Genomic DNA, 19,916 nt, shown 5'->3' with positions numbered 1-19,916 from the left:
GTCGAAAAATCGGAAAAGCGTTTGCGCCGACTGGCGCACCGCCCGATTTTTTTGACAGGGCCTTCTTATTTGGGGTTATCAGGGGCGAGCAGCCCTTGATTCGTGCCCGCGCCTCGAAAAAGCGGCGCTTTTCTGGTACTCTTTTGGCGCGCAAAAGAGTACATTCCTTCAGGTGTGAAAATACTCGTAAATGGTCTGCGCCAACAGCGGCCCCACACCGGGCGTATTCTCCAGCGCTGCGGTGCTGGCTTCCCGCACCGCAGCCACGCTCTTGAACTGGTTCATCAGCGCCTTGGCTGTTTTCGGCCCCACGCCGGGCACCTCGGTCAGGGCGGAGGCGTAGCTCTTTTTCTTCATCTGCTGCTTGCGGTAGGCGTTGGCAAACCGGTGGGTCTCGTCCTGAATGGCCGTGATGAAGGTGAATGTCCCCCGGTTCATGTTGATGGCGATTTCCCGCCCGTCGCTGTCCACGATGGCGCGGGTGCGGTGGTGGTCGTCCTTGACCATGCCGAACAACGGCACATCCGCCAGCTTGGTGCCCGCCAGCGCCGCCTTAGCCGCGCTGACTTGGCCCTTGCCGCCGTCCATCAGCAGCAGGTCCGGCTTCTCGCCGAAGTAATCCTCGCTGGCCTGCCCATGGGCGGCCAGCTCATGAACCCGTTCGTAGGCCGCCGCCCGGCGCGAGACCGTCTCGGCCAGCGAAGCGTAGTCGTCGGTGCCCGGCACCGTCTGCATCTTGAACTTCCGGTAGCCCGTCTTGTAGGGCTTGCCGTCCCGGAAGACCACCATGCCGCAGACGCTGGAACCGTCGCCCCAGTTGGAGATATCGTAGCTTTCGATGGTGCGGGGGGGCTTTGAAAGCCCCAGTACCTGCGCCAGCTCGTCCAGCAGTTTTTCCTCGCGGGCGTAGCGGCCGCTCTCCCGCGCCAAGCGCTCCACGGCGTTGGTGTGGGCCATCTCAATGAGGTGGGCCTTGTCGCCCCGCTGAGGGACATAGAGCTGCACCTCGCTCCCCCGCTTGTCGGTCAGCGCCTGTTGGAGCGCGTCGCTGTCCGGCGGCAGCTCGTCCACAGCGATGACCTTGGGGATCTGCTCGTCGTCCAGATAGTACCGGGGCAGGAACTCCTCCCGCGCCGCCGCAATGTCAGCGGTATCGTGAAAGAGGAACTCCCGCTTGTCGGTCAGCCGCCCTTCCCGGAAGCGGAGCACCGCCGCGCAGACGCTGTTGGGCGTGCCTGCCAGCGCCACCACGTCCATCTCCACGTCCGGGTCCACCACCACCTTCTGCCCCGCCGTCACCTTGGTGATGGCGTTGATCTGGTCGCGGAGCAGGGCCGCCGTCTCAAATTCCAGCCGGTCGGACGCTTCCATCATCCGCTCGTGCAGGGTCTTGAGGATATCCTTTTTGCCGTAGCGGATCAGGTGGACCGCGCTCTTGACGGCCTGATTGTAGTTTTCGCAGCTGATCTTCCCGCTGCACACGGCCATGCACTTGCCGATGTGGGCGTTCAGGCAGGGGCGGCCCTTGCCGCAGTCCTGCGGGAACCGCTTATTGCACCGGGGCAGCAGAAAGGCATCCATGGCCGTTTCGGCCATCTGCCGCGCCGCAAAGCTGGAGGTATAGGGGCCGATATACTCCGCTCCGTCCTCCTCTTTTTGCAGCGTGAAGGAGAGCCGCGGCCACGCCTCCTTGGTCACTTTGATATAGCTGTAGCCCTTGTCGTCCTTCAGCAGGATGTTGTACTTCGGGGTGTGGGCCTTGATCTGGCTGGCTTCCAGCACCAGCGCCTCGAACTCGCTCTGGCAGACGATGACATCGAACGCATAGGCGTGGGCGATCATCTGGCTGACCTTGTTATCGTGGGGCACACCCTCCCGGAAATACTGGCTCACCCGGATGCGCAGCCGCTTGGCCTTGCCGATATAGATGATGGTGTCGCTTTTATCCCGGATGATATACACCCCCGGCAGAAGCGGCAGCATACAGGCTTTTTTGTAGAGTTCCGCTTTGGTCATGCTTCAGCCTTTTCAGCCTTCTTGCGGGCATACTTATCCATATAGTAGTGGGTGCTGCCTATCCCGGCACCGATCAGCGCCGAGTTCAGCCAACTCGGCTTCTTTTCGGAAAAAATACACAGCAGCATATTGATGACGAACAGCACGCAGTAGATGCCGAAGAGCACCTTCGAGATGGTGCCCTCTTCGCAGACATCGCTCACCCTGCGCAGGAACTTCTCAGTGGATTCCTTCATGGCCAAAACCTCCTTGTTGTGTATCATACCAAAAAAGCGGCAGGATAATCTCCCGCCGCTTCAAAAATCAAAGGCTCGAATTACTCTGCAAAGCCGGACTCGACCAGCTTGATCAGGCCATCGACCGCAGCCTGCTCATCAGCACCGTCCGCAATAATGCGGATGGTAGTACCACCCACGATGCCCAGAGACAGAACGCCCAGCAGGCTCTTTGCGTTCACGCGGCGCTCTTCCTTCTCGACCCAAATGGAAGACTTGAACTCGTTTGCCTTCTGGATAAAGAAGGTAGCCGGACGAGCATGCAGACCAACCTGATTTTCAACGGTAACTTCTTTGACGTACATAGTAAAACGCTCCTATCTATTATCGTTTTCGGGAATGCAATATTGTTTCGTGCCTGTTGCGTTGTACCTATTTTAGCGCAAGCCGAAACCGTTGTACAGCCCCTCGACGCATTTTTGGCGGTTTTCCCAATGATATCCGGGGCTTTTTTCGCCATTTATACAAAGATAACAAAATTATTCCCCCGGCATTGGCTGGGTAATACAAAAGTTTTCAACATTTTTTCGACTGTCGACCGCCTTTGCGTCCCTTCGGCAGCATTTTTCAGCCCTCGTACCGCATCACGAGAAGCTCGCTGTGCACGGCGGCGAAGCGATCTTTCGCAGGGTCGAACACCAGCTCCACGCCGCACACCTTCCAGCCCATCCGGCGGTAAAGAGCCAACGCACGGGTATTTTTGTCCAGCACGGTCAGGGTGGGGTGGGGGTGTTCCGGCAGCTTTTTGCGGGCAAAATCCAGCATCTTCTGGCCGATGCCCTTGCCCCGCGCGCTGGCTGCAATGAACAGATGCTCGATCCGTCCGCCCTTATGGTCCACGCTGATCATGCCGTCCGGCTCATTTTTCGTGTAGTGCAGGTAGCACGCCCAGCCCTGCGCCTTTTCTTCCTTGAGCTGATCGTAGAAACACTCCGGCGTCCACTCGGCCAGCCCCTCCTCGGTCCAGCAGCCGCGGCCCAGATCGCGCCGGCCCTCCGAGAACAGCTGCGCTGCCGCGCGGAACTGCTCCTCCGTTTTCACGAGCCGGACGTTCTCGCCCCGCTTCCACTTGGGCAGCTCGGTGATGGGGTGGGTCTCGCACCACTGCTCATACAGCTCCGGGCGGCGCAGCCGGGTGCGGGTGCGGCTCTGCTCGCCCCGCCAAGCGTCGATTTTCTGGTGGTCGCCGCCCAGCAGCACCTGCGGCACCGCGCGGCCCTCCCAGACTTCCGGCCGGGTGTACTGCGGATACTCCAGCAGCCCATCCCAGTAGCTTTCCTCTTCGTATCCTTTCTGCTCCGCCAGCACACCGGGCTTGAGCCGCAGCACGCTGTCCGCCACGACCAGACTGGCCAGCTCGCCGCCGGTCAGGATATAGTCGCCGATGGAGATCTCTTCGTCCGCAAAGGCGTCGATCACCCGCTCATCGATGCCCTCATAGTGGCCGCAGACCAGCGTCAGGTTGTCGTACTCCGCCAGCCTCCGGGCGTGCTCTTCGGTGTAGCGCTGGCCGCCCGCCGTCAAGAATACAATATGCGGCTTGGGGCGCCCCTGTTCCTCCACTTCCTTCTGCACGGCGCGGAGGCAGTCCGCGATGGGCTGGGCATACAGCACCATGCCGCAGCCGCCGCCGTAGGGATAGTCGTCGGTCTGCTTCTGCTTATTGGTCGTGTAATCGCGGATCTGGTGGCAGTGGGTCTCAATATAGCCCCGCTTGGCGGCGCGGCCGATGATGCTGGCATCCAGTACCTGCTGGCACATCTCCGGGAAGAGGGTCACGATGTCCACACGCATTCCCATGGCTCACTCCTCCTCCCGCTCGCTGTCGCAATCGTCATCCAGCAAACCGGGGATGGGGGTCACAAGGAGATACCCCTCCGGCGGGTTGCGCTCTTTCAGGAAGGCGTCCACGCCGGGGAACATATATTCCTTGCCGTTCGGGGCCTTGACGGTGTAGATATCCTGTGCGCCGGGATGGTCCACACTGGTCACGACGCCGTACACCTTGCCGGTGTCCGCATCCCGCACCTCGCACCCGATGAGGTCGGCCACATACCACCGCCCGGCGGGCAGGGTGGCGTCGCTGCGGTCAAAGTAGAACACCTGCCCCCGCAGTGCGCGGGCGGCGTCCATGTCCTCCACGCCCTCCAGCTGGAGCAGCGCCATCTGCCCCTGCGGGCGGATGGAGACGATCTTGTAGCATTTGCCGCCCTTGGCCGAAGCGTACAGGCGGCCCACTTTCTTCAGGAACGCCACGCCGTCGCACCACAGCTCCAGCTTCATTTCACCGCGCACACCATGGGTCGTAACCACTTTGCCCGCTTCAAGGTATTGCTGCATTTTTTTCTCCTATTCAACCTCTCCGTCTCCCTTGCGCCCCCCTCGTAGGGGAGGTGGCATTGGGAAGCAATGACGGAGAGGTTCTCGTTCTTTTATAAGAAAAGCCCTCTGCCAAGCGGCAGAGGGCTCGTAGGGTGCTCAGTCGATCTCAACAAGGACCTTTTCATCGACCCGCACAGCAGCCGCGCGCATCACCACACGAATGGCTTTTGCGATCCGGCCCTGCTTGCCGATGACACGGCCCATATCTCCCTCCGCCACGCTCAGGTGGTAGACGATGGTGCCGTCCTCGCGGGGTTCGTCCACCGTAACCTTGACGGCGTCCTTGTCCTCCACGAGACCGCGGGCAACTGCCAGCAACAGCTCCTGCATGAGTCAGCCCTCCTACTTACAGAATGTTGGACTTCTTCAGCAGCACGCGAACGGTATCGGTGGGCTGTGCGCCGTTGGCGATCCACTGCTTAGCCTTCTCGGCGTCGATCTTCACCTCAGAGGGCTCCTTGTTGGGATCGTAGGTGCCGATCTCCTCGATGAAACGGCCGTCGCGGGGGAAGCGGCTGTCAGCAACAACCACACGATAGAAGGGAGCCTTCTTGGCGCCGACGCGGCGCAGACGAATCTTAACTGCCATGGTAAATATCCTCCAAAAATTCTTTGTGCCCCGATATCGGGGTGTTTAAAATCTATCTGTACAACCCCAGCGGGGTGTATACCAAAATCATTTCAGGCCGCGGAAGGCGTTCGGGCTGCCCATCATGCCGCCGAGCCGCCGGGCAAAGCCTTTGGGGCTCTTCTTGAACTGCTTCATCATCTTCTGCATCATCTCAAACTGCTTGAGCAGCTTGTTGACGTCTTCCACGCGGGTGCCGCTGCCGGCGGCGATGCGGCGCTTGCGCTTGGGGTTGATGATGGAAGGCTTTTCGCGTTCCTCTTTGGTCATCGAGTAGATCATGGCCTCGATGCGGTCGAAGGCCTTCTCGTCGATCTGGCTGGCGTCGATGCCCGACATACCGGGCATCATGCTCAGCATGGCCCCTGCGCCGCCCATCTTGCGGATCTGCGCAAACTGGGCCAGCATATCGTTCATGTCGAACTTGTTCTCCATCATCCGCTTGGCGGTCTCTTCGGCGGCCTTTTCGTCGGCGGCGTCCTGCGCGCGCTCGATCAGGCTAAGCACATCGCCCATGCCGAGGATGCGGCCGGCCATGCGGGAGGGGTGGAACACTTCGAGGTCATCCAGCTTTTCGCCGGTGCCTTGGAATTTGATGGGTTTGCCGGTGACGGCCAGCACCGAAAGGGCTGCACCGCCGCGGGTGTCGCCGTCGGTCTTGGTCAGGATGATGCCATCCACGCCGACGGTCTCGTTGAAGGTCTTGGCGACATTCACCGCGTCCTGACCGGCCATGGCATCCACCACCAGCAGCGTCTCGTCCACAGGGACGGCTTCCTTGATCTGGACCAGCTCCTGCATCAGGACCTCGTCGATCTGCAAGCGGCCGGCGGTATCAAGGATGATGATGTCATTGCCGTAGTCCTTCGCGTGGGCCAACGCCTTTTTGGCGATGACCGGCGGCTTTTCGCCGTCCAGCGTAAAGACCGGTGCCCCCGCCTGTTTGCCCACGACCTGTAACTGGTCAATGGCGGCAGGGCGGTAGATATCGCACGCCACCAGCATGGGGCGGCGGCCCTGCTTGATGAAATACTTGGCAAGCTTGGCCGCGTGGGTGGTTTTACCGTTGCCCTGCAAGCCGCAGAGCATGATGATGGTCTGGCCCTTGTTCTTGACGATCAGCTTTTCAGCTTCCTCGCCGCCCATCAGCGCAACGAGCTCTTCGTTGACGATCTTGACGACCTGCTGGGCCGGGGTCAGGCTTTCCATGACCTCCTGCCCCATGGCTCGTTCGGAGACCTTGGCGCAGAAGTCCTTGGCCACCTTGTAGTTGACGTCGGCTTCCAGCAGGGCCATCCGCACTTCGCGCATGGCGGCCTTGATGTCCGCTTCGGTCAGTTTGCCGTGGCCGCGCAGTTTCTTGAACACACCGGCAAGGCGGTCGGTCAAAGATTCAAAAGCCATGTGCGGTGCTCCTCTCAAAAGAATGTGGTTTCAGCTCTCGTTGACCTCGTCCATGGACCGGATGATCCCCAGCATCTTGGTCAGCGTGGCTGCGTACTCGGTGGTGGTGAGCTTGGCGTAGGGGCCGGTGCACTCGAATCGTGCATCGATGACGAGCTGTTCCAGCTCTTCCAGCTTTTCCTGCACCCGGCGATACCGGGCCGCAAAGCCCACCTTGGCTTCCAACTCCTTCAGGGCGGTCTCACCATGCTTGATGGCGTCCCGTGCGCCCTGCCGGGTAATGCCGAAGTTTTCGCCGATCTCACTCAGGGAGAGGTCATCGTTGTAATACTGGTTCAGCATCTCGCGCTGCTTGGGCGTGAGGACCTCGCCGTAAAAATCGAGCAGATAGCCCATCTCAAAATCTTTTGCCATTGTGCTTTTCTGCCCTGACCTCTCATTGTTTGTAAAGGTTTTTTGCTTTACATACGGAGTATAACAGACTGTTCGTCCCTTGTCAAGGCTTTTCTTCATCACTCTGCCAATTTTTTTCGCGAAATTTCTCCGTTTTTGCCAAAGTGCAGCTTGACGCCCCGGCCCGTTTGCGTTACGATTATTATAATGTATCCCACCAAAGGAGGAATTTCGTGCCCATCCATCCGAATTTTTATCAAACGCTCCTGCCCTGCCCCATCGTGGAGCTGCGGGGCTACCTTGCGGCTTGCGGGCTCAAGGGGCGGCTGTATGCGTATCTGGATTTCAACGGCCCCACCGGCACATCCCGCGATGGGCTGGCCGAAGGGATGCTGGCCCTTGCGGCGGAACAGCACGCCCTTGCCCCCGGCCAGCCCATCATTGAAGCCTCATCGGGCGCCTTTGCCGTCGCGCTGACGCTGGCCAGCCGCACCGCCGGGCATCCCATCGTGCTCACCATGCCGGAGGACGCCCCCGCCCTGCGGCAGGAGTATCTGCTCCGCCTTGGGGCCCAAATCCTCCACTCACCGGCCCGGAACGGGCTGGCCGGAGCGCGGGCGCTGGCTGAGACCAAGGCCGCCGAAAACGGCTGGTACTATATGAACTGGCTGGCCAACGACAATAACCCCGAATACCACCGCCGCGTCACCGGCCCCGCCATCGCCAGAGCCATTGCGCGGGAGGGTTCCAGCCTTGTGGACAGCGTCGTGGTCGGCGTGGGCAGTGCGGGAACCATCACCGGCGTGGGCGAAACGCTCAAGGCGTGGACCAACGATGTCCGCATGGTCGCCGTGGAACCCTTTGAGAGTCAGGCCCTGAGCGGCGGCTTCACCGGCGGCCACGGCATCCCGGAGATCGGCTTCGGCTTCATCCCAAAAAACTATAACGCCTACGTCGTGGACAATGTGGCCGCCGTCACCCGCGCCGACGCTGTCCGCGCGGCCCAGAAGGTCCTCGCCTCCGACGCCATCCCCGCCTCCCTCAGCGCCGGTGCCGCCCTCCACGCCGCCGCTCAGCTCATCGCCAACGGCACCAGCCGCTCCGCTCTGGCCATTTTCAGCGGCAGACAAAATATTATTTGAGAAGGAATCCCCTATGACCAAAGACATGACGACCGGCTCCATTCCCCCGCTGCTGGTCAATTTCACCATTCCCCTCGTGCTGGGCAACCTGTTCCAGCTCACCTACAACGCCGTAGACAGCATCATCGTGGGCAAATTCGTCGGCGAGGATGCCCTTGCCGCCGTCGGCACCTCCAACCCGCTGATGACGCTGGCCATCCTCTTCATCAACGGCATGTGCCTCGGTGCGGGCATCCTCGTCAGTACCGCCTTCGGCGCAGGTGACAACAAGCTGGTGGAGCGCCAAGTCTCCACCACCGCCATCGCGGGCACGGTCTTCTCGCTGGCCTTCTCGCTGGCGTGCATCCTGCTGGCAAACCCGCTGCTCCGGCTCCTCCAAGTCCCGGAAGAGATCCTCCCCATTGCGGTCAATTACCTCCGCATCGTCTTCGCCGGGCTCATCTTCACCTTTTTCTATAATTTCCTCGCCGCCACCATGCGGGCGCTGGGCGACAGCAAGAGCGCCCTCTACTTCCTGATGGTCAGTTCGGTGCTGAACATCGGCGGAGACCTCTTCTTCGTGGAAGTCCTCAACTGGGGGTCGGAGGGCTGCGCCCTCTCCACCGTCCTCAGCGAGGCCGTGTGCTGCGTGCTCTGTCTCATCTACATCCGGTTCAAGATCCCGGTGCTGCAATTGGGCCGCCGCTGGCTCATTTTTGACAGCTCTCTGCTGAAAAAGACCGTCAGCTACGGCTGGACCAGCGCCATGCAGCAAGCCACCGTCCAACTGGGCAAGATCGCCGTCCAAGCCATCGTCAACACCATGGGCGTCAACGCCATGGCCGCCTTTGCCGCGTCCAGCCGCATCGACGACTTTGCCTACACCCCCCAGCAGAACATCGGCCACGCCACCACCACCCTGATGGCCCAGAACCGCGGCGCGGGCAAAAAGGATCGGGTGCGGGCGGGCTTTTTCTGTGGTCTGAAGATCGAAGCCATTTACGCCGTCTGCATCGCGGTCCTCTGCTTCTTCGGCGCTGAGCCCATCATCCGCCTCTTCGTGGATGACCCCGGCGTCGTGGAGCTGGGCGTCCGCTTCCTGAGGCTCGTTTCCCTGTTCTACCTGATGCCCGCCCTCACCAACGGCATTCAGGGCGGCTTCCGGGGTCTGGGCGATCTGAAGATCACCCTCAACAGCAGCATGCTCAACATGGCGGGCCGCGTCGCCGCTGCCGCCGTCTTCGTGCTGGTGCTGAAGATGGACATTGAGGCCCTCCCCTACAGCTACGCCGTCGGCTGGGTCCTCATGCTCGTCTATGAAGTCCCCGCCCTCGTCCGCTGCCTGAAGGATGGGACGCTGTAATTTTTATCGTTGATACAGCAAAAAAATGCCTGTTGCAATGCAACAGGCATTTTTTGTTATAAGCTCTCTTTTAGCTGCGCTTTGCCAGCAGAGCCTCGATCTTCTGGATGGGGTCGATGATGCTGGAAACGGACATATCGTGGTTCAGAGCAACGACGAAGTACGCCGCATACTTGGAGACATCGACGTCCACGTACCAGTCGCGGGTCAGCAGGTCGGGCATACGGTAGGTCAGGTTGGTGCCCACCACGTAGTCCAGCATCCCGTCGGCAACGGCCTGATCGAACTTTGCGAGGCCGCTGGTGAACAGCGGGAAGGTGGCGTTGGCGATGATGCGCTTGGCGCCGCGCTTCTTCAGGTTGCCGGCAACCTCCAGCATACTCTCGCCGGAAGCGATGATGTCGTCAGCGATGAAGACAGTCTTGTCCTCCACGGATTCGCCCAGATACTCATGGGCAACGATGGGGTTGCGGCCGTTGACGACGCGGGTGTAATCGCGGCGCTTGTAGAACATGCCCAGATTGCAGCCCAGCACGCTGGAGAAGTACATGTTGCGGCTCATAGCGCCCTCGTCGGGGCTGACCACGATGAACTTTTCCTTGTCGAAGCTGATCTCCGGGTTCTTCTTCAGCAGACTCTTCAGGACCTGATAGGTCGGCATGGCGTTGTCAAAGCTGAGCAGCGGCACAGCGTTCTGGACGCGGGGATCGTGAGCGTCGAAGGTGATGATGTTCCTGACGCCCATGGTCTGCAGCTCCTGCAGAGCCACAGCGCAGTCCAGACTCTCGCGGACGACGCGGCGGTGCTGACGGCCGCCGTACAGGCTGGGCATGATGACCGACACGCGGTGTGCCTTACCGGCGACCGCTTGGATCAGGCGCTTGAGGTTGGCGAAGTGGTCATCGGGAGAGAGGTGATTCTCATAGCCGAACAGGTTGTAGGTCACACTGTAGTTTCCCGGATCGACCACGATGAAGATATCGTCGCCGCGGACGGATTCCTTGACCAGACCCTTGGCGTCACCGCTCTGGAAGCGGGGGCACTCGCAGGGGATGATGAAGCTCTCTTTTTCCACACCGGCAGACTTGGCCCACTCGACAAGATGCTTGTCGATGAGGGCGGTCAGCTCTTCCGCACCGGGGCAGGCCAGCAGACGCAGATCTGCAACACTGGGCTCCTGAAAAAATGCCATCGGATTAATTTCGTTGGACATATTTATACTCCTTCATGTTCCTGTACCAAACCGAACGATCAGACCACTTGAAGTCCATATCGTCTTTATTTTATCACAAAATTCCCGTTTCGACACCCAAAACTTCGCCCGTCAGCGGATTTTCTGCGCCTTGCACATCTGTTCTTCCAAAATCCGTGGGACTCTGTGAGTTTTTTACAAAAAGTACGATTTTTTCTGACAAACCGACCTCCCGGCGCAGCAAAAAGGGGCTGTTGCAACGAACTCCCTCAGTCACGGCTTCGCCGTGCCAGCTCCCTCTCGGAGGGAGCCTTGGCGTAACGGTAAGCGGTGAAAGCCTCCCTCTCAGAGGGAGGTGGCATCGCGTCAGCGATGACGGAAGGAGTTATGCACAGCCCCTTTTTGTGCGAATCTTCGGTCTTACAGTGCCGCGACGGCAGCCTTCAGCTCCTCTACGCGGTCGGTGTTCTCCCACTTCACACCCAGATCCTCGCGGCCCATGTGGCCGTAAGCAGCCAGCTTGCGGTAGATGGGCTTGCGCAGACCGAGATCGCGGATGATGGCGGCGGGGGTCAGGTCAAAGACCTTCTCCACAGCCTGCTCGATCTTGTCGTCTGCCACCTTGCCGGTGCCGAAGGTGTCCACCATGATGGAAACGGGCTTTGCCACGCCGATGGCATAAGCCACCTGCACCTCGCACTTGCTGGCCAGACCGGCAGCCACGATGTTCTTGGCCACCCAGCGGGTCGCGTAAGCGGCGCTGCGGTCCACCTTGCTGGGGTCCTTGCCGGAGAACGCACCGCCGCCGTGGCGGGCATAGCCGCCGTAGGTATCGACGATGATCTTGCGTCCGGTCAGGCCGGAGTCACCCTGCGGCCCACCCACGACGAAGCGGCCGGTGGGGTTGATATAATACTTGGTGTTCTCGTCCAGCAGCTCGGCGGGGATGGTGGCCTTGATGACCTTTTCCATCACGTCGGCGCGGAGCTTTTCCATGCTCACCTTCTCGCTGTGCTGGCTGGAGATGACGACGGTATCCACGCGGACGGGCTTGCCGTTTTCGTCGTACTCCACGGTGACCTGACTCTTGCCATCCGGGCGCAGATAGTCTATCTCGCCGCTCTTGCGCACGGCGGTCAGGCGCTTGGCCAGCTTGTGTGCCAGCGAAATGGGCATGGGCATCAGCTCCGGGGTCTCGTCACAGGCATAACCGAACATCATGCCCTGATCGCCCGCACCGCCGACCTCGTCGTTGGTGCCGAGGGCGATATCGGGGCTCTGGCCGTCGATGTTGGAGATGACGGCGCAGGTGTCAGCGTCAAAGCCGTACTTTGCGCGGGTGTAGCCGATATCGGAGATGACCTCGCGGACGATCTTCTGGAAATCGACGTAGCAGCTGGTGGTGATCTCGCCCATGATGTGCACCAGACCCGTGGAAGCACAGGTCTCGCAAGCCACGCGGGCGTCGGGGTCGTGGGTCAGGATCTCGTCCAGAATGGCATCGGAGATCTGGTCGCAGATCTTGTCGGGATGTCCTTCGGTGACGGACTCAGAAGTAAACAGATGTCTTGCCATAAAATTGTCCTCCAGAAATGTGTGGTGATTCTTTCACAGCTTCATACGCGGCATCAAGATTTTGCGCAAACAAAAACGCCCAGAACCGAAGTTCTGAGCGTTGCACTCTTATCTTTCGGTTTCCCGCAGGATTTGGCACCTTATGCTTCCGCACAGGTTGTCGGGCTTCGCAGGGCCTGTCCCCTCAGCCACTCTTGATAAGTCGGTATTCAGTTGTTTTCCGAATGCTATCTTAGCATTCCTTCGTCGAAATGTCAAGAACAGTCCGACTATTTTTAGACAACTTTCTGAAATTGATAAGGGAGCACTCCCTCCGTCATCGCTCACGCGATGCCACCTCCCTCAATGAGGGAGGCTATCGCAGTGGGCCGTCACGCTAAGGCTCCCTCCCAGAGGGAGCTGGCACGGCGAAGCCGTGACTGAGGGAGTTCTCAGTACCCCTTCGCCTGTTCGCCGTTCAGCAGCTTGACTGCGCGGGAAGTACCCAGACGGTCTGCACCCAGCGCGAGGAACTTTTCCATGTCCTCGACGGTGGAGATGCCGCCGGCTGCCTTGACCTTGCAGCGGCCATGCACGCCCTTGACCATCAGCTCGACGTCGTGGAAGGTGGCACCGGCGGTAGAGAAGCCGGTGCTGGTCTTGATGTAGTCAGCGCCCGCCTCGCAGACGATGTCGCACATCTTTTCCTTCTCCTCGTCGGTCAGCAGGCAGGTCTCGATGATGACCTTGAGCACCTTGTCGCCCACCGCCTGTTTCACGGCGCGGATGTCCTCGCGGACGGCGTCGTACTCCTTGTTCTTCAGGCGGCCGATGTTGATGACCATGTCCACTTCGGAAGCGCCGTTCTCAATGGCCTTCTTGGCCTCGAACGCCTTGGACTCGGTGTCCATGGCGCCCAGAGGGAAGCCAACGACGCAGCACACCGGGATGCGGCCGGCCAGATACTCCACGGCCTGTTTCACATAGCAGGTGTTGATGCAGATGGAAGCCGTGTGATTTTCCACGGCCTCGTCGCAGATAACCTTGATCTGCGGCCAAGTGGCCTCCGGCTTGAGCAGAGTGTGATCCACATGGGAGAGAATTTCTTCACGAGTCATGTTTGTTTCTCCTTTTTACTTGCTGGCACGGCGCACCTTTGCCATGCCGACAGCACTCAGGGCAATTGCAGTTGCAGAGACCGTTGCACCAATGATGCCCAGCACCAGACCGGAGACCAGAAATGCAAAACCTTTCAGACCACGCTTCATAAAACCGTACCTCCTAAAATGTTGATATTTTTCAAACTCCCTTCGTCTGCGTCTGCGACGCAGCCACCTCCCTCAAGGAGGGAGGCTTCTCAGCGTTCTGTTACGCCAAGGCTCCCTCTCCGAGGGAGCTGGCACCGAAGGTGACTGAGGGAGTTATTTCTTCTTAAAAATGATCAACTTGCTGAACACATAGTTCAGCACGATCACCAGTACATTGGAAAAGATCTTCACGGCAAGGCCCCAAAGCGCCTGCGCGTCGTAGAGGCCCGTGACGAAGATCGCCGTGGGGCCGTCTGCACCGCCGATGACGGCAATCGCGGCAGAGCCATCCGTGACCCCCGCCGGTGTGCCTGCATAGGAGGCTGCCATCTGGATGGCCGTATCCGGGCCAAGCCAGTGGGCCACCACGCTCAGCACCCCCTGCATCAGCTCGTCCATCAGCGCTGCACCCTGCGCAGCCAGCAGATTGCCCAGCACCAGCATAATTGCAGTGTCCAGCAACATTGTACCCAGACGACAGGTGACGAATGCACCAAATTCCCTCGCCATGGCCTTGCCCTGCGTTTTGCTGCGGAACACAAAGGCGCGGTTGGTGCAGTAGGCAAACAGGATGCAGATGATGTTATCCAGCACATTGCCCCAGCTGTTGGCAGCTGTGTAGCCGAACAGCTTGTTGAACAGCGCATACAGCACAATGTTCAGCAGGGTGCACAGCACGCCGAAAACCAGATAGCTCAGCACTTCCCAGTGTTTCTTGATCCAGTTTATCATAAAAACATACCAAAACAGCCCCGCCGCCGTTATCCCGGCAACGGGGCTGTTGATCGCATTGTGTCAGGCAGATGCCTTCCCGATGCGCTGATTACTCAGCGTCGTCGTTCAGCAGAGCCTTCATGGACAGGCTGATGCGCTTCTTATCGAAGTCAACATCCAGCAGCTTCACATCGACCATATCGCCGACCTTCAGTGCGTCAGAGACCTTCTCAACGCGGTCATTGCTGATCTCGCTGATGTGGACCAGACCGTCAACACCCGGCAGGATGCGGACGAAAGCACCGAACTTGGTCAGAGAGACGACCGGAGCGTGGAAGGTGCTGCCGATGGGGTAGTTGTTCTTCAGCTGCTCCCAAGGATTGTCCTCAGCCTTCTTGTAGCCCAGAGAGACCTTGTGGTTCTCGGTGTCGATGTCCTTCACATACACCTCGATGGTGTCGCCAACGGAGACGACCTCAGAGGGATGCTTGATGCGGTTCCAGCTCAGCTCGCTGATGTGGCACAGGCCGTCCACACCGCCGATATCGACGAATGCACCGTAAGAGGTCAGGCTCTTGACAACGCCGGTGTAGGTCTTGCCGACCTCGACATTTGCCCAGAACTCCTCGCGCTTTGCCTTGTTCTGCTCAGCGGTGACCTTGTTGATGCTGCCGACGATCTTGCGGCCGGAGCACTCGGTGACGACCAGCTGAACGTGCTGGCCGACCAGAGCAGTGTAGTCCTCGTCGCGGCGCATGGTGGCCTGAGAACGGGGGACGAACACCTTGACGCCCTTGACGTTGACAACAACGCCGCCCTTGTTGAACTCGGTCACGTCGCCCTCGACGACCTCACCGGATTCTGCTGCCTTGGCGATCTCTTCCATGCCCTTGCGAGATGCGAGCTTCTTGCGGGAGAGCTGGATGACGCCGTCTTGGTCCATAACCTTCTCGACGATGAGGTCCAGCTCATCGCCAACCTTCACCAGGTCTTCGACCTTGGCGGAGGAATCATCGGTCAGCTCGCTCAGCTTGACAAAGCCGGTCTGCTTCGCACCGATATCCACCTGGATCTCGTTGGCAGAGATGCTGGTCACGATTCCTTTCACAATACTGCCTGCATGAACACGCTTCTCCTCGGATGCGTTCAGCATCTCCTCGAAGCTCATGCTGTCATTGATTTCTGCGCTCATACTGTTAAGTACCTCCTCAATAATAGACGATGGCGTTGAAGCCCCGGCTGTGACGCCCGCCGTTTTAACATTCGCAAACCATTCAGGCCGAAGTTCGCTCGCTGTCTCGACCGTTACGGCTCGCGTGTGCTTTGCGGCGACCTGTACCAGCTTTTGGGTATTGGAAGAATGATGACCGCCAATGACAACAATGATGTCGCATTGTTGGCTGAGGTCTTCCGCTTCCTGTTGCCTCGCCCACGTCGCATTACATATTGTATCAAAAATTCGGGCGTTTGTATAGGCTTTTTTGAGAAACTCCGAACTTTCTTGCCATTTTGTCACCTGAAATGTGGTCTGTGCAACCGCAAAAATGGGTTTTGAGGGGTCGGAAGGGCCTTTCCAAGCCTTCAATTCGTCCAGATCACTGAAAACAAATACCTCTCCCCCGGTATGTCCGACGATGCCCTGCACCTCCGGGTGGGTCTTGTCGCCCGCCACCAGCAGCACTGCGCCCTCGGCTTCGGCCTTGGCGGCGATATTCTGGATCTTCTTCACAAAGGGGCAGGTGGCGTCGTGGTAAACGAGGCCGCGCTGCTCCAGCGTATCGTAGATGCTGCGGGGCACGCCGTGGCTGCGGATGATGACCTCATATCCGGTGGGGATGTCGTCCACCGTATCGACCACCAGCGCACCACGCCGCTCCATGTCGGCCACGGCCTGCGGGTTGTGGATGAGCGGGCCCAGCGTTGCCACCTTGTGCCCCTCGTCCAGCAGATTGTAAGTCAGCTCCACCGCGCGGTTCACACCGAAGCAGAACCCCGCCGTCTTCGCCAAACGGATCTCCATACTCACCCTCCTAATTTTTCCCACGCATCCAACAGCGTCTGCTTGTTGGCGCGCAGAGTCTTCAAGTCGCGGCGGCTCTCCATCGCGAACTGTGCGGCGGGCATCGGCTCGCCGTAGATGACTTTCACTTTGCAGAAGAGCCGCATCTTCCCATCCGGCGTGTCGTAAAGGATGCGCACCGGCACCACGTCCACCGCAGCCTGTGCCGCAATGACGAACAGACCGCTCTTCGGGGGCAGGAGCTTGCCCTCTTTTTCGCGGGTGCCCTCCGGAAAGATCAGCAGCGTGCCGCCGTTTTTGCACACCTCCACCGTCTTGTCGATCGTTTCCAGCTCGTCGCGGGTGCCGCGCACGCACAGCGCCCCCATACAGCGGAAGAACCACGTCAGCAGGGCGTTGATCTCAAACAGCTCCTTCTTGGCGAAGACGACCATCCGCTTTCCCCAGAACCGGGTGATGACCACGAACACCGGGTCGATGGCGGAAACATGGTTCGGCGCGAGGATGCAGCCGCCGGTCTGCACTTTTTTCAGGTTCTCACGGCCCACACACTCCACCCGGAAGCCGATGTGGAACACCAGCCACGCCAGCGGGAGCAAAATATAATATAGTACCATCGCGCGTTCCTCAGACCTTAGCGGCGATGATCTGCTTCATCGCCTCAAAGCTCTGCTCAAAGTTGAGCTCCGACGTATCCAGCAGCACAGCGTCCTCGGCCTGTTTCAGCGGGGCCGCCTCGCGGTGGGTGTCCTGATAGTCCCGCTGCTTCACGTCGGCCAGCACGTTTTCAAAGGAGACGTCCACGCCCTTTTCCTGATACTCCTTCCAGCGGCGCTTGGCGCGGGCTTCGGGGGTGGCGGTCAGGAAGATCTTCACGGTGGCCTTCGGCAGCACCACGGTGCCGATGTCCCGGCCGTCCATCAGGACGTTCTGGGTCTCGGCCATTTTCCGCTGCTGGTCCAGCAAAAAGGCACGGACTGCGGGGTTCGCCCCCACCGCCGAAGCGGCCATGCCGGCCTCCTCGGTGCGGATGGCCTTGCTCACATCCTCGCCGTTCAGGTAGATGTGCTGCTCCCCCTCAATGGACGCCAGCCGCAGGGTGATCTCCGGCAGCAGCGCGTTGACGGCAACGCTGTCCTTGGGGTCCTTGCCCGCACGCAGAGCATACAGGCCAACGGCGCGGAACATGGCACCGGTATCGACATAGATGTACCCGAACTCTGCCGCCAGACGGCGGGCCAGCGTAGACTTGCCCGCACCTGCGGGCCCATCGATCGCAACTGAAATCATGGTTTTCTCTCCTTATAAATTGTTTGCAAAACTCTGCGCGGTGCAAAAAGCGATCTGCAAATTATAGCCGCCCGTATAAGCGTCCACATCCAGCACCTCGCCCGCGAAGTAAAGCCCCAGCGCCTTTTTGCTCTGCATGGTCTTGGGGTCCACCTCCCGCACGGAGACGCCGCCCGACGTGATGACCGCATGGGCCAAGTCGCCGCGGGCATCGATGGGCACCTTCCAGTGCTTGCACAGGTGCACCAGCTCCCGCTTCTGCTCGCGGGTGATCTGGTTGGCCTTGGTGGCCGGGTCGATGCCCCAGCGGGCCACCATCACCGGCTGCATGCTGGAGGGCAGCAGCTTGACCAGCGCCCCCTGCGCTGCATGGTTCGCCAGCAGGGCAAAATCGCGGGTGATGCGGTCGTAGAGCTGCTCTTCGCTCAGAGCGGGCTTCAGGTCGATCTCGGCGTAGTAGGTGTGCTTTTTCATGTCGCCGAGGTGGCTGGATGCGCTCAGGGTCAGCGGGCCGCTGATGCCGAAGTGGGTGAACAGCATCTCGCCCTGCTCGTCGAAGATGGCCTTGCCGTCCTCAAAGAGGGTCAGGGTCACATTTTTCAGCGCCAGACCCATCATTTTTTTGCAGTCCGGGTCATGGCTGACGAGGCTGACGAGGCTGGGCACCGGTTCCACGATGGTGTGGCCCGCCTGCTGGGCCAGCCTGTAGCCGTCGCCGGTGGAGCCGGTGGTGGGGTAGCTCAGGCCGCCCGTGGCCACCAGCACCGCGTCGGCGCGGTACTCTTTGCCGGAAGTGCCCCGCACGCCCACACAGCGGGCCGCCGGGCCGGGCTTTTTCTTTTTGGTGTGGCGCGGATCTTCCGGGGCGGCTGCGGGTTCTTCTGCCGGGGCCAGCGGCTCCAGCAGCAGCTTTTTTGCGCCGTCGTGGACGATCTCGGCCCCCTCGGCGTAGCGCAGCAGGGCCAGCCGGATCTCCTCCGCCTTGTCCGACACCGGGAACACCCGGCGTCCCCACTCCACCTTCAGCTCCACGCCAAGACCCTCGAACAGCTCCATGGTCTTGGCGGGCGGGAAGGCCCCCAGCGAGGAGAACAGGAAGCGCGGGTTCGTCCGCACGTGGCGCAGGAACTCCTCGGCGGTGCAGTCGTTGGTCACGTTGCAGCGGCCCTTGCCGGTCACAAGGATCTTCTGGCCGGGCTTGTCCATATGCTCCAGCACCGTCACCTTGTGCCCCTGCCGCACCGCCGCGCCGGCGGCCATCAACCCGGCTGCGCCGCCGCCCACGATCAACACGTTTGCCATCCTGTTTCCTCCCGTTCCAGTTCTCTCGTCGAAATTTGTTCTATTGTATCATACCAGAATCGGCCCGCAATTGCAATCCGCAGCGGTTGGAAAATGCGTACAAAAAACCCGCCGGGAGCACTTGCGCTCCGGCGGGCTGCCGCGATTTTAGTTCCTGCACTTTGCGGGGTCGAGGTAGGCATCCCCCTGCTTCACTTCAAGGTGGATGTGGTCTTCCTCGGCGCACTCGCAGCCGACGCTCCCCACCTTGCCGAGGGTCTGCCCGGCGGCCACGATGTCGCCCTCCTTCACCTTGGGGCTGGCCACGCCACAGAGCCGCCAGATGCGGCCTGCGTCATCCTTGATCGCAACGGTGGGGCCCCAGCTCCCGTCGGAACCGGCCAGCACCACGCTGCCCGCCACCGGCGCGGGCACGGCCTCCCCCGCCTTGGCGGCGTAGTCGATGCCGTTGTGGGTGCGCCAGTCGCCCAGCGTCTTGTTGTACACCAGCTCATCGCCGCTGTAGCCGTTCAAGATTTTGCCAAAGCCGGGCTGCGTGGAGGCAGCCGCTGCCGAGCTGCTGGCAGAGGAGGAGCCGCCTTGCAGCGCGGAGGGTTCGCGCACCGAACCAGAGCCAGACGCCGCCCCAGAAGAGGGCGAAGAAGACGAAGCCGAGGGCAGCTCGGCCTTGGGCACATTGGCCACACTGTTTGCGGCGGGCGTATCGGGCTGCTGCCATTCGGGATATTCCTCCTCCGGGATGAGTGTCAGGTCTTGGTCGATGCCGGGCAGGGTGGAAGTGCTGTCCGGCGTTTTCAGGCCGTCGAGGTTCTCCTTCAGCTCGTCACGGACGGTGCGCACCGCCCAGACCCCCGCCGCTGCCGCCGCCACCAAGCACGCCAGCAGCGCCAGCACAAACCCTTTGTCCCGCAGAAATTTTCGGAATTGTTCCATGGTTCGTTACTCCAATCATCGT

At 60.3% G+C, this 19,916-nt stretch carries 22 protein-coding genes and 1 riboswitch; of the genes, 2 read left to right on the top strand and 20 right to left on the bottom strand.

Translation table 11 applies throughout. The features are described from left to right. Positions 1-168: 168 nt before the first annotated feature. The 9 genes from uvrC to C4N23_RS08250 all read right to left on the bottom strand — a co-directional run bounded on the left by uvrC (position 169) and on the right by C4N23_RS08250 (position 7,119). Positions 169-2,016: an excinuclease ABC subunit UvrC gene (gene uvrC, locus C4N23_RS08290; RefSeq protein ID WP_112145371.1), complete on the bottom strand. Its 1,848-nt coding sequence runs from the start codon at positions 2,014-2,016 to the stop codon at positions 169-171. Next, the gene (locus C4N23_RS08285; RefSeq protein WP_112145369.1) at positions 2,013-2,252 is read right to left on the bottom strand and encodes a hypothetical protein; all 240 of its coding nucleotides are present in this window, start codon (positions 2,250-2,252) and stop codon (positions 2,013-2,015) included. The genes uvrC and C4N23_RS08285 overlap by 4 nt, the downstream gene beginning before the upstream one ends. Positions 2,253-2,332: 80 nt before the next feature. After that, positions 2,333-2,596 carry an HPr family phosphocarrier protein gene (locus C4N23_RS08280; protein WP_005920365.1) on the bottom strand — a complete coding sequence of 88 codons (264 nt, stop codon included), beginning with the start codon at positions 2,594-2,596 and terminating at the stop codon, positions 2,333-2,335. A 262-nt stretch (positions 2,597-2,858) separates the two neighbouring features. Continuing rightward, positions 2,859-4,091, bottom strand: coding sequence for a tRNA (guanosine(37)-N1)-methyltransferase TrmD (gene trmD, locus C4N23_RS08275; protein WP_112145367.1), 1,233 nt, complete (start codon positions 4,089-4,091; stop codon positions 2,859-2,861). Between the two features lie 3 nt (positions 4,092-4,094). After that, the gene (gene rimM, locus C4N23_RS08270; protein ID WP_112145365.1) at positions 4,095-4,631 is read right to left on the bottom strand and encodes a ribosome maturation factor RimM; all 537 of its coding nucleotides are present in this window, start codon (positions 4,629-4,631) and stop codon (positions 4,095-4,097) included. Between the two features lie 138 nt (positions 4,632-4,769). After that, complete coding sequence (locus tag C4N23_RS08265; RefSeq protein WP_005920371.1) at positions 4,770-5,003, bottom strand: KH domain-containing protein; 234 nt, start codon at positions 5,001-5,003, stop codon at positions 4,770-4,772. Positions 5,004-5,019: 16 nt separating this feature from the next. Then, entirely contained in the window at positions 5,020-5,262 is a 243-nt protein-coding gene (gene rpsP, locus C4N23_RS08260; RefSeq protein ID WP_022257433.1) for a 30S ribosomal protein S16, read from the bottom strand. Between the two features lie 87 nt (positions 5,263-5,349). Continuing rightward, the gene (gene ffh / locus C4N23_RS08255; protein WP_055189690.1) at positions 5,350-6,705 is read right to left on the bottom strand and encodes a signal recognition particle protein; all 1,356 of its coding nucleotides are present in this window, start codon (positions 6,703-6,705) and stop codon (positions 5,350-5,352) included. A 30-nt stretch (positions 6,706-6,735) separates the two neighbouring features. Next, positions 6,736-7,119 (bottom strand): sigma factor-like helix-turn-helix DNA-binding protein, encoded by a 384-nt coding sequence (locus tag C4N23_RS08250; RefSeq protein WP_055189689.1) that lies wholly within the window; start codon positions 7,117-7,119, stop codon positions 6,736-6,738. 212 nt (positions 7,120-7,331) lie between these two features. Here C4N23_RS08250 and C4N23_RS08245 point away from each other — a divergent pair, with 212 nt between their 5' ends. Beyond that, on the top strand, positions 7,332-8,240 hold the full coding sequence (locus tag C4N23_RS08245; protein ID WP_112145363.1) for a pyridoxal-phosphate dependent enzyme: 909 nt from the start codon (positions 7,332-7,334) through the stop codon (positions 8,238-8,240). Between the two features lie 13 nt (positions 8,241-8,253). Continuing rightward, a complete protein-coding gene (locus C4N23_RS08240) occupies positions 8,254-9,582 on the top strand; it encodes an MATE family efflux transporter (RefSeq protein ID WP_112145361.1) in 1,329 nt (442 codons plus the stop codon). A gap of 70 nt (positions 9,583-9,652) precedes the next feature. Here C4N23_RS08240 and C4N23_RS08235 read toward each other — a convergent pair whose 3' ends face one another. The 11 genes from C4N23_RS08235 to C4N23_RS08195 all read right to left on the bottom strand — a co-directional run bounded on the left by C4N23_RS08235 (position 9,653) and on the right by C4N23_RS08195 (position 19,894). After that, positions 9,653-10,795 (bottom strand): ribose-phosphate pyrophosphokinase, encoded by a 1,143-nt coding sequence (locus tag C4N23_RS08235; protein ID WP_055189685.1) that lies wholly within the window; start codon positions 10,793-10,795, stop codon positions 9,653-9,655. 73 nt (positions 10,796-10,868) lie between these two features. Continuing rightward, positions 10,869-10,997: a hypothetical protein gene (locus C4N23_RS14320; protein ID WP_278312331.1), complete on the bottom strand. Its 129-nt coding sequence runs from the start codon at positions 10,995-10,997 to the stop codon at positions 10,869-10,871. A gap of 197 nt (positions 10,998-11,194) precedes the next feature. Continuing rightward, positions 11,195-12,349: a methionine adenosyltransferase gene (gene metK / locus C4N23_RS08230; protein WP_112145359.1), complete on the bottom strand. Its 1,155-nt coding sequence runs from the start codon at positions 12,347-12,349 to the stop codon at positions 11,195-11,197. Between the two features lie 105 nt (positions 12,350-12,454). Next, positions 12,455-12,553, bottom strand: a riboswitch (SAM riboswitch). Between the two features lie 227 nt (positions 12,554-12,780). Then, positions 12,781-13,446 carry a deoxyribose-phosphate aldolase gene (deoC, locus tag C4N23_RS08225; protein ID WP_055189683.1) on the bottom strand — a complete coding sequence of 222 codons (666 nt, stop codon included), beginning with the start codon at positions 13,444-13,446 and terminating at the stop codon, positions 12,781-12,783. 15 nt (positions 13,447-13,461) lie between these two features. Then, positions 13,462-13,596 carry a hypothetical protein gene (locus C4N23_RS14315; protein ID WP_005944717.1) on the bottom strand — a complete coding sequence of 45 codons (135 nt, stop codon included), beginning with the start codon at positions 13,594-13,596 and terminating at the stop codon, positions 13,462-13,464. A gap of 153 nt (positions 13,597-13,749) precedes the next feature. Further along, the gene (locus C4N23_RS08220) at positions 13,750-14,367 is read right to left on the bottom strand and encodes a GtrA family protein (RefSeq protein ID WP_112145357.1); all 618 of its coding nucleotides are present in this window, start codon (positions 14,365-14,367) and stop codon (positions 13,750-13,752) included. Between the two features lie 91 nt (positions 14,368-14,458). Further along, the gene (locus C4N23_RS08215) at positions 14,459-16,369 is read right to left on the bottom strand and encodes a bifunctional 4-hydroxy-3-methylbut-2-enyl diphosphate reductase/30S ribosomal protein S1 (protein ID WP_055189681.1); all 1,911 of its coding nucleotides are present in this window, start codon (positions 16,367-16,369) and stop codon (positions 14,459-14,461) included. Between the two features lie 2 nt (positions 16,370-16,371). Continuing rightward, the gene (locus C4N23_RS08210) at positions 16,372-16,986 is read right to left on the bottom strand and encodes a lysophospholipid acyltransferase family protein (protein WP_112145355.1); all 615 of its coding nucleotides are present in this window, start codon (positions 16,984-16,986) and stop codon (positions 16,372-16,374) included. Positions 16,987-16,996: 10 nt separating this feature from the next. Continuing rightward, a complete protein-coding gene (cmk, locus tag C4N23_RS08205; RefSeq protein WP_112145353.1) occupies positions 16,997-17,659 on the bottom strand; it encodes a (d)CMP kinase in 663 nt (220 codons plus the stop codon). 12 nt (positions 17,660-17,671) lie between these two features. Then, on the bottom strand, positions 17,672-18,961 hold the full coding sequence (locus tag C4N23_RS08200; protein WP_112145351.1) for a BaiN/RdsA family NAD(P)/FAD-dependent oxidoreductase: 1,290 nt from the start codon (positions 18,959-18,961) through the stop codon (positions 17,672-17,674). A 147-nt stretch (positions 18,962-19,108) separates the two neighbouring features. Continuing rightward, positions 19,109-19,894: a M23 family metallopeptidase gene (locus C4N23_RS08195; protein WP_112145349.1), complete on the bottom strand. Its 786-nt coding sequence runs from the start codon at positions 19,892-19,894 to the stop codon at positions 19,109-19,111. Between the last annotated feature and the right edge of the window lie 22 nt (positions 19,895-19,916).

The organism is Faecalibacterium hattorii (assembly GCF_003287455.1).
Classification (GTDB): domain Bacteria; phylum Bacillota; class Clostridia; order Oscillospirales; family Ruminococcaceae; genus Faecalibacterium; species Faecalibacterium hattorii.
The sequence above is the reverse complement of the archived record's forward strand: the minus strand, read 5'-3'. Positions and strand labels throughout refer to the sequence as shown.

What these genes read in the sequence shown, in the direction of transcription:
- uvrC (WP_112145371.1), bottom strand. Translation starts at nt 2,016, where the DNA reads ATGACCAAAGCGGAACTCTACAAAAAAGCCTGTATGCTGCCGCTTCTG.
- cmk (WP_112145353.1), bottom strand. Translation starts at nt 17,659, where the DNA reads ATGATTTCAGTTGCGATCGATGGGCCCGCAGGTGCGGGCAAGTCTACG.
- C4N23_RS08215 (WP_055189681.1), bottom strand. Translation starts at nt 16,369, where the DNA reads ATGGAGATCCGTTTGGCGAAGACGGCGGGGTTCTGCTTCGGTGTGAAC.
- metK (WP_112145359.1), bottom strand. Translation starts at nt 12,349, where the DNA reads ATGGCAAGACATCTGTTTACTTCTGAGTCCGTCACCGAAGGACATCCC.
- rpsP (WP_022257433.1), bottom strand. Translation starts at nt 5,262, where the DNA reads ATGGCAGTTAAGATTCGTCTGCGCCGCGTCGGCGCCAAGAAGGCTCCC.
- C4N23_RS08250 (WP_055189689.1), bottom strand. Translation starts at nt 7,119, where the DNA reads ATGGCAAAAGATTTTGAGATGGGCTATCTGCTCGATTTTTACGGCGAG.
- C4N23_RS08285 (WP_112145369.1), bottom strand. Translation starts at nt 2,252, where the DNA reads ATGAAGGAATCCACTGAGAAGTTCCTGCGCAGGGTGAGCGATGTCTGC.
- C4N23_RS08280 (WP_005920365.1), bottom strand. Translation starts at nt 2,596, where the DNA reads ATGTACGTCAAAGAAGTTACCGTTGAAAATCAGGTTGGTCTGCATGCT.
- rimM (WP_112145365.1), bottom strand. Translation starts at nt 4,631, where the DNA reads ATGCAGCAATACCTTGAAGCGGGCAAAGTGGTTACGACCCATGGTGTG.
- C4N23_RS08220 (WP_112145357.1), bottom strand. Translation starts at nt 14,367, where the DNA reads ATGATAAACTGGATCAAGAAACACTGGGAAGTGCTGAGCTATCTGGTT.
- trmD (WP_112145367.1), bottom strand. Translation starts at nt 4,091, where the DNA reads ATGGGAATGCGTGTGGACATCGTGACCCTCTTCCCGGAGATGTGCCAG.
- ffh (WP_055189690.1), bottom strand. Translation starts at nt 6,705, where the DNA reads ATGGCTTTTGAATCTTTGACCGACCGCCTTGCCGGTGTGTTCAAGAAA.
- deoC (WP_055189683.1), bottom strand. Translation starts at nt 13,446, where the DNA reads ATGACTCGTGAAGAAATTCTCTCCCATGTGGATCACACTCTGCTCAAG.
- C4N23_RS08195 (WP_112145349.1), bottom strand. Translation starts at nt 19,894, where the DNA reads ATGGAACAATTCCGAAAATTTCTGCGGGACAAAGGGTTTGTGCTGGCG.
- C4N23_RS08210 (WP_112145355.1), bottom strand. Translation starts at nt 16,986, where the DNA reads ATGGTACTATATTATATTTTGCTCCCGCTGGCGTGGCTGGTGTTCCAC.
- C4N23_RS08235 (WP_055189685.1), bottom strand. Translation starts at nt 10,795, where the DNA reads ATGTCCAACGAAATTAATCCGATGGCATTTTTTCAGGAGCCCAGTGTT.
- C4N23_RS08200 (WP_112145351.1), bottom strand. Translation starts at nt 18,961, where the DNA reads ATGGCAAACGTGTTGATCGTGGGCGGCGGCGCAGCCGGGTTGATGGCC.
- C4N23_RS08240 (WP_112145361.1), top strand. Translation starts at nt 8,254, where the DNA reads ATGACCAAAGACATGACGACCGGCTCCATTCCCCCGCTGCTGGTCAAT.
- C4N23_RS08265 (WP_005920371.1), bottom strand. Translation starts at nt 5,003, where the DNA reads ATGCAGGAGCTGTTGCTGGCAGTTGCCCGCGGTCTCGTGGAGGACAAG.
- C4N23_RS14315 (WP_005944717.1), bottom strand. Translation starts at nt 13,596, where the DNA reads ATGAAGCGTGGTCTGAAAGGTTTTGCATTTCTGGTCTCCGGTCTGGTG.